Source organism: Endoryza foliicola (assembly GCF_050589245.1).
Lineage (GTDB): Bacteria > Bacteroidota > Bacteroidia > Chitinophagales > Chitinophagaceae > Endoryza > Endoryza foliicola.
On record NZ_JBOBEW010000005.1, the window covers coordinates 208,210 to 219,711 of the forward strand.

An 11,502-nucleotide genomic window follows, 5' to 3' on the forward strand; every position below is an offset into this window, starting at 1 on the left:
GGCAGAATTTTCCTATTCGAACAAGATTCGAGCGGTTTGATAGAGGAGGCGGTTCTGGAAATTCGAGTTTTTTTCTGTAAACCCTTGTAAACCAAAGAGTCCTGCGGCATTGCCTTTATTTATGGCGATTTCAAGATAGCCGGCAGAATTGAAAAGGGCTAATTTTTCCCCCTCCGGCACATCAGCATAGGTTTCACTAATGCGGTCAATTACTTCGTCTCGCTTAAAAACGATCCGAAATGTACGTCCCTTGCGCTGTTGCTCAAATTGCTGTTGGGTGATATTGAGTACAATGTTCTCGAAACTGTCAATAAAAATGATCTGACACTCGATCCAATTGTCCCCGAATGCAGGGCGTAGCGTGTTTTTCTCATGAATCGTTATATCAGGTTCCCCAATTTGCAGCAATCCAACCCCTTCTTGCAGTTTTTGGATGGCCTCAGCCATAATCCGAGTGCAATAAAGCGTGTTTCTGGTGGTGCTCGAGTCTAAAGGCAACCCAATAACCATCTCTGGTTTCTCTTCCAAAATCATGGTGAGGATTCCATTATCTGCACACAAATAATACTGGTCTCTATGATAGGCCAGCAACAAATGATCCGGTTTGCGATCAAACAAATTCACCAAAATAAGATGATAGGTTTGCGACGGAAAATGCTTGTACGCATTCCTGCAGATATACGCCGCTTGATTGTAGTTAAACGGAGTGATGGTATGCGAAATGTCCACAATTTGAAACCCTGCATCAATTGATAGCAATTGACCTTTGATTGCTCCCGCTAAATAATCGCGAGAACCAATATCCGAACAAAGGGTTAGCAGGGCCATGTAGGTGAAATGGAGTCAGTTTAGATTGCAAATATAGCAGCAATCAACGTACCAGTTCGCCGTTTTTGAAAAAGTATTTATAAGTCAGCTTATCTGCTAACGAAGGCCATAACCTGTTCAGAAAAACTGTTCGCTTACCCGTTCCTGTCATAACAACGGTGCGTTTCCTGGCTGCAATAGCATTCAAACTGATCTGCGCACATTCTTCCGCACTCATCATTTTTGATTCATCCATTGGCGACTCACCCTGCGGACTTCCGTCTTTGCTTAAAGCAACATTCCTAATATTAGAAGCAGTAAATCCAGGGCAGATCCACAACACATTTACCCCTGTTGGTAGCAATTCAGTACGAAGCGCTTCCATCCAGCCTTGTAGGGCATACTTAGATGCAGAATATCCGCTTCTTCCGGGCAATCCACGATAGCCGGCTATTGAAGAAATGCTTACTACCGAGCCTTTGTTTTCCAGTATCGAAGGCAATGCATATTTCGTGCAGTATACAGCACCCCAAAAATTTACATCCATCAAGTTCTTCATCACACTCAAATCAACCTCATTGAACAATGCTCGCATGCTCTTCCCGGCATTGTTTATTAATATGTCAATTTTCCCAAATACCTGAATGGTAGAGTCTATAAATTTTTTGCATTCAGATTCCTTACTAACATCACATACTTCTGTGTGCAACATTACAGTTGAATTATTGAGTTGCAACTGATACAATTTGTCATAATTGCGTCCACAGGTTGCAACTTTCGCACCTTCTTTTATTAAAAGTTCAACAAAAGCTTTTCCAATCCCCTCACTACCACCGGTTACAACCACAACTTTATCCTTGAAAAACGACATGGTTAATTTATTTGCATGCAAAAATAGTCAGGTTCTATCAACATATCACCCTGATATTCACATTTGTTAGATAAATATTTTTGTAAAAATTTGGTACAAATAAAAATTGATGTATTTTTGCACTCCCAAATCAATAACGGGCATGCAAATGACCCCAAAAGATGAGGAGATTCCGTAGCTCAGTTGGTAGAGCAATACACTTTTAATGTATGGGTCCTGGGTTCGAGTCCCAGCGGGATCACAAAAAAAGCCTTTCACTTCGAAAGGCTTTTTTTTGTGCCCTTACTCCCGAAAATTAGCCTTTTTCCCGCTTTTTTTTATCCCATTAACCCTCGTTAACAATTGGTTTAAATCTTCATCGGAATCCTTTTTCTATTTTAGCGACCGATGAAATTGCTAACAAAACTGTTCTATTTACTGAGTTTTTGTTTGGTAGTACTTACCGGATGCAAACAAGCGCTTTTTGTCACTCCAGTATCCAATGTATATAATGATATACAGGTGCAAGAGTCTGTGCGCCTCATTCAAATAAGAGCAGCTCAGTTAACCAGATCCTTTTTCACACCCGCCGTTCCCCTTTCTAAAAAAGATAAAACAGAACTTATCTACGTTGAAGAATCGGAAGATGAGGATTCGGAGGCTCACATTTTCAAAAAGCAGCCCTCGAATGCTTCCCTATTTTTTGAGTTTCGTCGACCCGCTAACATTATTCCCCTCCAAAAAAATATTGACAGCCGATTCTTATCGTCTGTTTTTGATGCAAATCCTGTGTATCTGAAAGTACAGTCATTCAGGATTTGATAGCTTCTACTATTCCCGATTCTAATCAATTGTATTGCCTGCCATTTGAACAGTGCATTGTAGCACTGTAACGATCAGCTTTTGCCAAGCTGTAAACACGAAACTATTATTCGCTAAATAACAAACAATCATGAAAAAACAGTTCATGCTTTTCGGCTTATGCGCTTTACTCGTGCATACCAGCTGTAAAACAAAAAAAGAAGAAAAAGAAGAGGTATCAAAGTTGGTAGCTACGAGCCCTGTAAAAACAGATACTACTCTTACCAAAGAGTACGTGTGCCAAATTCGCTCCATTCAGCACATTGAATTAAGAGCGCAAGAAAGAGGCTATTTGCAAAAGATTTATGTAGATGAAGGACAGTTTGTTCGGAAAGGACAACTCTTATTCCAAATCATGCCTAACCTCTACGAAGCAGAAGCTCAAAAAGCCGCAGCCGAAGCCAATTTTGCTGAAGTTGAATACCAAAATACCAAACGCCTCGCCGATAGTAACATCGTATCTGCTAGTGAACTTCGAATGGCAAAAGCAAAACTCGACAAAGCAAATGCCGAACTTTCTCTAGCTAAAGTGCACCTTCAGTTCACTGAAATTCGCGCCCCCTTCGATGGCATTATCGACCGCTTCCTCGTTCGTCAAGGTAGCTTGGTAGACGAAGGTGAATTGCTCACAAGCCTTTCTGATAACAGCAAAATGTGGGTTTACTTCAATGTTCCTGAAGCTGAATATTTATTCTACGCCGCTAACCATAAAATCAACAAACAGCAAGTGCAGTTGGTTACCGCCGCCAACCAAGTATTCCCTCATCCCGGTATCGTTGAAACCATTGAAGCTGATTTCGATAACGAAACGGGTAACATCCCTTTCCGTGCTACTTTCCCCAATCCTAACGGATTGCTTCGTTTCGGTGAAACCGGAAACATCAGAATTACGGAGCCCATCAAAAATGCGATTCTCATACCTCAAAAAGCAACCTTTGAAGTATTGGATAAAAGATATGTGTATGTAATTGACAAAGAAAATCGAGTTAAAACAAGAGAGATTGGTGTTACTGCTGAAATGGAAGATTTATTCGTAGTGTCATCAGGATTAAACGAAGGTGAAAAAATTCTCCTTGAAGGTATCCGTAAAGTAAAAGAAGACGACAAAATCGCTTATGAATACCTCGACCCTAAACAAGTGATTGGTCATTTGAAAGTACACGCCGAATAATTCAGTAACTATTAAAATCGAATTTCAATGTTTTACAAATTTATTCATAGGCCTGTACTCGCCATTGTACTATCGGTGGTGATCATCTTCATGGGAGTATTGGCCATCAAAACGCTTCCGGTTTCGCAGTTCCCGTCCATCGCGCCTCCCATGGTAGTGGTGAATGTAGCTTATCCGGGTGCCAGTGCCAACGTATTGGTGAACTCGGTATTGATCCCGATGGAAAAAGCCATCAACGGTACTCCGGGTATGAAATACATGACTTCCGATGCTACCAGCGCAGGTGAAGCAACCATTCAAATTGTATTCGACCTCGGTACCGATCCCAACCAAGCGATGGTGAGTGTGAAAACGAGGATTGAACAGGTTACCAACCGCTTACCGGTGCTTGTTCAAAGAGAGGGATTGGTGGTGAGTTATACTTCCCCCAACATGTTGATGTATGTGAACCTTTATAGTAAGGACCCCAAGGCAGATGAAAACTTTCTATACAATTTCGCAGCCGTAAATATCATCAACGAATTAAGCCGTTTAAAAGGGGTGGGAAGTGCAAAGATCCTCGGTAGCCGTCAATACGCTATGCGTATTTGGTTGAAACCCGACCGGATGCGCGCCTACAACATTTCTACCGATGAAGTAATGGAAGCGCTTGCCGAACAGAGCATCATCGGTTCTCCGGGTCGTATAGGCCAGGCAACCGGTAAGCGTTCTCAATCACTTGAATATGTACTAACCTATCCGGGTCGATACAATAAACCCGAACAGTACAAAGATGTAATCGTAAAAGCCAATGCTAATGGTGAAATTCTTCACTTGGCTGATGTGGCAGATGTAGAGTTGGGTAGTGAATTTTATGATATCTATTCTAATATGGACGGACATCCCTCTGCAGCCATTACCCTAAAACAAACTTATGGTAGTAACGCAAGCGATGTTATTAAAGAGGTAAAAGAAAAGCTGAAAGAAATCAAAGAAGGTTCATTCCCTCCGGGTATGGATTACCAAATTAGTTACGATGTATCAAGCTTTCTTGATGCTTCTATTGAAAAAGTAATTCACACACTTGCAGAAGCCTTTATTCTGGTGGCCCTTGTAGTGTTTGTTTTCTTGGGCGATTGGCGCTCAACCTTAATTCCTACTTTAGCGGTACCGGTTTCTTTGGTAGGAGCCTTCGTGTTCATGCAAATGTTCGGACTTACCATTAACCTGATCACACTTTTCGCGTTGGTATTGGCCATTGGTATTGTGGTGGATAACGCCATTGTAGTAGTAGAAGCAGTACACGCAAAAATGGCAGAAGAGCACCTAACACCCTACAAGGCAGTATTGAAAGTGTTGCATGAAATCAGTGGTGCCATTATTGCCATTACCTTATTGATGACCGCCGTGTTTATTCCGGTAGCGTTCATGACCGGGCCCGTGGGAGTTTTTTACAGACAGTTTTCCATTACCATGGCAACTTCTATCGTAATCTCAGGGTTTGTGGCACTAACACTTACTCCTGTGCTATGTGCCATGATTCTTAAAAACACACATGGACAACCGAAAAAGAGAAATCCGATTGATAAGTTACTCGACTTATTCAATGGATGGTTCGAAAGAGTTACAGGTAGGTATGCCAGTCTTTTAAGGAAAATTGCTAATAGAAAGATGGTTACCTGGGGGATACTAATCGCATTCTGCGCAGGTCTTTGGTTTACCTCCGAATCACTTCCTGCCGGGTTCATTCCGAATGAAGACCAAGGTATGATTTATGCAATTATTCAAACCCCTCCTGGGTCTACATTGGAACGTACCAATGATATCTCTAAGAAGCTACAGAAAATTGCTGAAGAAGTAGAAGGGGTGCAGTCTGTATCAGCACTTGCCGGTTATGAAGTACTTACTGAAGGTCGTGGTTCTAATGCCGGTACTTGTTTGATCAACTTGAAAGATTGGTCAGAAAGAAAGAATTCGGTAGTGAAAATCATTGAAGAGTTAGAAGAAAAATCAAAAGACATTCCGGGTGCCGTAATTGAATTCTTCCAACCCCCGGCCGTTCCCGGTTATGGAGCAGCGGGTGGTTTCTCGTTGCGTTTGTTAGATAAAACAAATTCAGATGACTACAAAGCTTTCGGGCAAGTGAACGAAGAATTCATGACTGCATTGAAGAAGAGAAAAGAACTAACCGGATTGTTCACCTTTTTCGCTTCCAACTATCCTCAGTATGAATTGGAGATCGACAACAAAGCAGCCATGCAGAAAGGCGTTTCCATTGGTAAAGCCATGGACAACCTCTCTATTATGATTGGTAGTACTTATGAGTTGGGTTTTATTCGCTTCGGTAACTTCTTTAAAGTATATGTGCAAGCATCTCCCGAATACAGAGCTTTACCGGAAGATGTGTTGAAACTGTACGTGAAAAATAACCGCGATGAAATGGTGCCTTACTCTGCATTCATGAAAATGAAAAAGTCGCAAGGTTTGAATGAAATCACGCGTTACAATATGTATTTATCTTCTGCCATCAATGGTGCTCCTGCAGCAGGTTATAGTAGTGGTGAAGCCATTGCCGCTATTCAAGAAGAAGCGAAAAAACTCCCACGCGGCTATGATATCGACTGGTTGGGATTGTCAAAAGATGAAGTGGGTCGTGGGAATGAAGCACTTTACATCTTCTTAATTGTATTGGCCTTTATATACATGGTTTTGGCCGCGCAATACGAAAGCTTCTTGTTGCCATTTGCTGTGATCCTTTCACTGCCAATAGGTGTATTCGGTGCCTTCTTGCTGTTGAAATTGATGGGGCTTTCAAATGATATCTATGCACAAGTTGGTATGGTAATGTTAGTGGGCCTTTTGGGTAAAAACGCAGTATTGATTGTGGAATTCGCAGTTCAAAAACACCAACAAGGCTCAACGGTGTTGGAAGCTGCCATTGAAGGAGCGAAAGTGCGTTTCCGACCCATCTTGATGACCTCTTTTGCCTTCATCGCCGGTTTGATTCCGTTGTTGTTTGCAACCGGGCCCGGTGCCATCGGTAATAGAACCATCGGTGCTTCATCTGCGGGTGGTATGCTTCTTGGAACTTTATTTGGAGTAATCATCGTTCCGGGCTTGTACTACATTTTCGGTCGATTGTCTGAAGGCAAGAAAATGATTCGCGATGAATATGATGATCCGCTAACAGAAGGATTGGTTGGTAAAGAGGAAGTAGTAGACGATGACGATGAGCCAACAGAGAAAAAGCATTAATCAGCTACTGAATTAAAAATTAAAAAGACCATCATGTTATTGAGTAAAATAAATAGATCAATTCTTTTGATGTTACTGGTAGCAGGTATACATGCCTGTAAAACACCGGTATTGAATCAAAAGACCGAGAGCAACGGAACTCCGGCTGCCTTTGCCGGATCTTCCGATAGCGCCAATTCAGGTGCTCTTTCATGGAAAGATTATTTTAATGATCCTTTTCTTGCAGCCTTAATTGACACGGCACTTAAGAATAATCAGGAACTAAATATCGTATTGCAAGAAATCGAAATTTCAAAAAATGAGATTCAAGCCAGAAAAGGGGAGTACCTGCCCTTTGTTAATGCAGGTGGAGGTGCTGCGGTAGAGAAAGTGGGACGCTACACCAGCAAAGGCGCTAACGACGCCACTACCGAAATTAAACCCGGAAAGGAAATGCCGGATCCTTTGCCAGATTTTAAAATTGGAGCAGTAGCCACTTGGGAAGTTGATATTTGGCACAAGCTCAGAAACGCACGAAAAGCCGCTGTTTCTCGCTACTTGGCCAGCATCGAAGGAAGGAATTTCATGGTAACTCAACTTGTTGCAGAAATTGCTAACTCCTATTATGAATTGTTGGCTCTCGACAAGCAATTGGAGATTCTTAAAAATAACATTGAATTGCAAAACAATGTATTGAGAATTGTTCGACTGGAGAAAGAGTCGGCTCACGTTACGGAATTAGCTGTACGCCGATTTGAAGCTCAAGTGCTCCATACCCAGGCCATGCTTTATGGAATCCAACAGCAGATTACAGAAACAGAAAATAGGATCAATTTCTTATTAGGTCGATTCCCTCAATCGATCGTGAGAACCACGAGTGATTTCGAAACCATGAGCGTTCAAGCGATTCATGCAGGCTTGCCTTCTCAATTATTATCGAATCGCCCTGATATTAAGAAAGCAGAAAATGAATTGGCTGCGGCAAAAATTGATGTTCAAGTGGCGAAAGCAAAATTCTACCCTTCATTGGGAATTACAGCAGCCCTCGGATATCAAGCCTTCAGTCCTCGATTTCTATTCAGTACTCCCGAATCCATTCTATTCGGTTTAGCGGCAGATATGGCCGGCCCACTTGTAAACAAAAATGCAATTAAAGCGGAGTATTATAATTCCAATGCAAAACAAACACAGGCTGTTTTTAATTACGAACGTTCTATTCGAACAGCCTACATGGAAGTAATGAACCAATTGTCGATGATACAAAACTTGGAGCAGACCTTTGATAAAAAAGGCAAAGAAGTGGAAATGTTGAATCAATCGGTTACCATTTCGAACAACCTCTTTAAATCAGCTCGTGCCGACTATATGGAAGTATTGCTCACACAACGAGAAGCGTTGGATGCTCGTTTCGAACTCATTGAAACCAAGAAAAAGCAAATGAATGCAATGGTTAATATTTATCAGGCGCTTGGAGGCGGCTGGAGATAACCTAAGAAGGTCAATTTGTATTTTAGCGAATACTTTTAGTACCGGGAAGCCACTTTTCAGTGGCTTCCTTTTTGTTCACGCTCTTTATACCAATTAAAATAGTGATCAATAATTGTAGACTTGTTGGTTTGTATGTGTTTTAAAAATGCCGCAGCAGCCGGCCCAAATTTCTTATTCTTCAACCAGATCATGTGCCAAGTACTTACTAAGGGGAAGCCTCGCACAGGTATAATGGTCAATTCGTTTCTCTGCAGTTCATTTTTGATGCCAATAATTGGTAAAACAGAATAGCCCAAACCTGCAATAATTGCTTGTTTAATCGCTTCGTTCGAGCTCAGTTCTAATTTTGGATGAATGTGCAGTTCGTTTTTCTTTAAATAGCTTTCCATAGTTTGACGCGTTCCGGAACCTTCTTCCCGAAAGATCAAAGGAATAGTATTAAAGACTTTTTTATCGTTCATCTTGTTTCTCAAATGAGAATCACTTCTGCCAACTAAATAAAGTTTATTAGGAAGCAGCGGCTCTTTTTCAATTTGTAAATGCGACGGTAGAATGGATACCAAACTAAAATCAACCTCGTTTTTTTCTAAGCTTTCTATTACGGCGCCTTTATTGGTGGCATCTAATTGCAATCCAACTTCCGGATATTGATTGATGAAGTCACTTAATAAATAGGGCATGATGTATTTTCCGGTACTCACCACTGACACACGAATGGTTCCTACCAAACTTCCAGTTTTTCTGCGTTTTCTTACTTCTAATTCTTCTACCTCCATCAATACATTGTTTGCCACCTGTGCCACTTCTTTTCCAAATGGCGTTAAATACAATTGTCTACCCACCACTTCAGTTAAGGGCTGATCAAACTGATCTTGAAATTTCTTCAATTGCAAGGATACCGCAGGCTGGGTTAAAAACAACCGCTCTGCAGCTTTTGTGATGCTCAAGGTTTCAGCAACAGTTTTGAAAAGAAGCAATTGATGTATGGTATAATTCATTTATTTAAGTTTATGTAATGTATTATATATATTAATGTAAATATATGAAAATAAATTTCAAATTTTGCACCCGTTAAGGCGATGGAGTAGCAACCATCTGTTTTCAAAGTTAAGATTGATCACGTAAGAGAGAGGCTTGCCGTAAAAGGCAAGCTTTTTTAAAAAATGACAACAACCGTAGGTACCGACATTGATATTGCCGCCGCGTTCTTGCGTGCAGGAGAATTGGTAGGAATGCCTACCGAAACAGTATACGGTTTAGCGGCTTCAGTTGCTTTAGATGAGGCCATAAAGAAAGTATACCAAACGAAAAATCGTCCATTTTCCAATCCACTCATTGTTCATGTAGCCAACAAATCGGATTTGGAATGGGTTTCAGATAAACCTTTTCAACTAGCTAAAGACTTGGTCGACGAGTTTTGGCCCGGACCATTAACCATTATCTTATCCAAGTCGGATCGAATTTCAACATATGCCACTGCAGGATCGTCCAGCCTTGCGGTTCGCATGCCGGCTGCTGAGATGGCGCTTTCACTGATTCAAAAAGTGGGAGCGCCTCTAGTGGCTCCCAGTGCCAACCCATTTACCCGCATTAGTCCAACCACGGCAATTCAGGTGAAAGATTACTTCGACGGTAAAATTCCTTATGTTTTGGACGGCGGCAAATGCAGCATTGGCATCGAATCTACCATCATTAAGGTGAATGAAAATAACCTGCAAATTTTAAGAGAAGGTGCTATAACTGCACAACATTTAGCAAAATATCCAATCATTCAAAACGATTACTCGGTGCATCATCCGGGAAATTATAAAAAGCACTATGCCCCAAATACACCGTTAAGAATGGTAAGGTCGATAAAGGAAGCAATTAAAAAATTTCCATCTGAAAGTACCGTATTGATTTTGTTTGGTAAACATTCCGATTTTCGGCAATATAAGACCATCCAATTGTCAGAAGAGAAAAAATTAGAGGAAGCCGCGTCTAATCTATACAGCGCCATGTCTGAAGCAGATTCAATGGATGCTTCTGTGATTTTAATAGAGTCCTTCCCCGACCAAGGCATCGGGAAGGCTTTGAATGAACGACTCCGAAAAGCAGCAATAAACAACCTTTATGAATAGTCAATTATTGATCGAAAACTTATCCAATCCTGCGCTGCTCTTTTTTTTGTTAGGTATTATTGCAGTTCAACTGAAAAGCGATTTAGAAATCCCTGAGAGTACTTCCAAGTTCATTTCCATGTACCTGCTGTTTTCCATTGGATTTAAGGGAGGTCAGGAATTAGCGCATAGCCATCTCGATACAACAGTGCTCTGGGGAATTGTATTTGGAATAATCATAGCTATTGTTATTCCCTTGTATGCGTTCTTTATTTTAAAAAAGCGGTTTTCTATAGCCAATGCCGGTGCCGTTGCCGCAGCATATGGATCAGTGAGCGCTGTGACTTTTGTGACTGCGGTTGCTTTTTTAGATACCATGAATTTGAAATTCGGAGGTCACATGGTGGCTGTGATGGCTTTGATGGAAGCACCGGCGATAGTAGTAGGGGTATTATTGATTCATTTCTTTGACAAGGAGCGAAACAGAACCGGGCTCTTTAAAGTAACCATGAAGCACGCGTTCACCAACGGCAGCGTGTTGTTGATTGTTGGTAGTCTTTGTATTGGTTGGATTGCCAGTGATACGCAAGCACAAGGGATCAAACCTTTTACCACAGATATCTTTAAAGGATTTCTTGCGATCTTTCTACTCGATATGGGAATTGCCAGTGGGCGAAAACTGCCTGAGTTTTATAAGAATGGATGGTTTGCTTTCTTTTTTGCACTGTTGATGCCATTGGTAAATGGGTCATTGGTTGCCTTTGCTAGTCATTGGATAACTGCCATTCCCGGCGATCGGTTCATCTTTGCAGTGCTAGCCGCAAGTGCTTCTTATATTGCTGTGCCCGCTGCCATGAGAATTGTAGTACCCGAAGCCAACCCGGGATTACTCTTGCCGATGACTCTCGCCATTACTTTTCCCTTTAACATAACTTTTGGAATGCCCTTGTATTTATACATCATACAAAGTTGATTTTCACGTTTCTCTTCGATGATTTTATGTAATTTCGTTT

9 protein-coding genes and 1 tRNA gene are annotated in these 11,502 nt (G+C 41.3%); 7 read left to right on the forward strand and 3 right to left on the reverse strand.

Going from position 1 to position 11,502, the window contains the following annotated elements; translation table 11 throughout:
* Positions 1 to 12: 12 nt before the first annotated feature.
* Together ACQ2HE_RS13155 and ACQ2HE_RS13160 are read right to left on the reverse strand one after the other, a co-directional pair.
* Positions 13 to 828 carry an SAM hydrolase/SAM-dependent halogenase family protein gene (locus ACQ2HE_RS13155; protein WP_430896132.1) on the reverse strand — a complete coding sequence of 272 codons (816 nt, stop codon included), beginning with the start codon at positions 826 to 828 and terminating at the stop codon, positions 13 to 15.
* Positions 829 to 871: 43 nt separating this feature from the next.
* The gene (locus ACQ2HE_RS13160) at positions 872 to 1,678 is read right to left on the reverse strand and encodes an SDR family oxidoreductase (protein WP_430896130.1); all 807 of its coding nucleotides are present in this window, start codon (positions 1,676 to 1,678) and stop codon (positions 872 to 874) included.
* Between the two features lie 168 nt (positions 1,679 to 1,846).
* Between ACQ2HE_RS13160 and ACQ2HE_RS13165 the strand changes: the two genes are divergently transcribed.
* The 5 genes from ACQ2HE_RS13165 to ACQ2HE_RS13185 all read left to right on the forward strand — a co-directional run bounded on the left by ACQ2HE_RS13165 (position 1,847) and on the right by ACQ2HE_RS13185 (position 8,390).
* Positions 1,847 to 1,919, forward strand: a tRNA-Lys gene (locus ACQ2HE_RS13165).
* Between the two features lie 146 nt (positions 1,920 to 2,065).
* On the forward strand, positions 2,066 to 2,479 hold the full coding sequence (locus ACQ2HE_RS13170) for a hypothetical protein (protein ID WP_430896127.1): 414 nt from the start codon (positions 2,066 to 2,068) through the stop codon (positions 2,477 to 2,479).
* Between the two features lie 130 nt (positions 2,480 to 2,609).
* Positions 2,610 to 3,689 carry an efflux RND transporter periplasmic adaptor subunit gene (locus tag ACQ2HE_RS13175; RefSeq protein ID WP_430896124.1) on the forward strand — a complete coding sequence of 360 codons (1,080 nt, stop codon included), beginning with the start codon at positions 2,610 to 2,612 and terminating at the stop codon, positions 3,687 to 3,689.
* 27 nt (positions 3,690 to 3,716) lie between these two features.
* The gene (locus ACQ2HE_RS13180) at positions 3,717 to 6,923 is read left to right on the forward strand and encodes an efflux RND transporter permease subunit (RefSeq protein WP_430896122.1); all 3,207 of its coding nucleotides are present in this window, start codon (positions 3,717 to 3,719) and stop codon (positions 6,921 to 6,923) included.
* A 33-nt stretch (positions 6,924 to 6,956) separates the two neighbouring features.
* Positions 6,957 to 8,390 (forward strand): TolC family protein, encoded by a 1,434-nt coding sequence (locus tag ACQ2HE_RS13185; protein ID WP_430896119.1) that lies wholly within the window; start codon positions 6,957 to 6,959, stop codon positions 8,388 to 8,390.
* A gap of 56 nt (positions 8,391 to 8,446) precedes the next feature.
* Here ACQ2HE_RS13185 and ACQ2HE_RS13190 read toward each other — a convergent pair whose 3' ends face one another.
* Positions 8,447 to 9,388 carry a LysR family transcriptional regulator gene (locus ACQ2HE_RS13190; protein WP_430896117.1) on the reverse strand — a complete coding sequence of 314 codons (942 nt, stop codon included), beginning with the start codon at positions 9,386 to 9,388 and terminating at the stop codon, positions 8,447 to 8,449.
* A gap of 165 nt (positions 9,389 to 9,553) precedes the next feature.
* Here ACQ2HE_RS13190 and ACQ2HE_RS13195 point away from each other — a divergent pair, with 165 nt between their 5' ends.
* The gene (locus ACQ2HE_RS13195; protein ID WP_430896115.1) at positions 9,554 to 10,510 is read left to right on the forward strand and encodes an L-threonylcarbamoyladenylate synthase; all 957 of its coding nucleotides are present in this window, start codon (positions 9,554 to 9,556) and stop codon (positions 10,508 to 10,510) included.
* Entirely contained in the window at positions 10,503 to 11,462 is a 960-nt protein-coding gene (locus ACQ2HE_RS13200) for a sodium-dependent bicarbonate transport family permease (protein WP_430896113.1), read from the forward strand. Before ACQ2HE_RS13195 ends, ACQ2HE_RS13200 begins: the two co-directional genes overlap by 8 nt.
* Positions 11,463 to 11,502 lie beyond the last annotated feature (40 nt).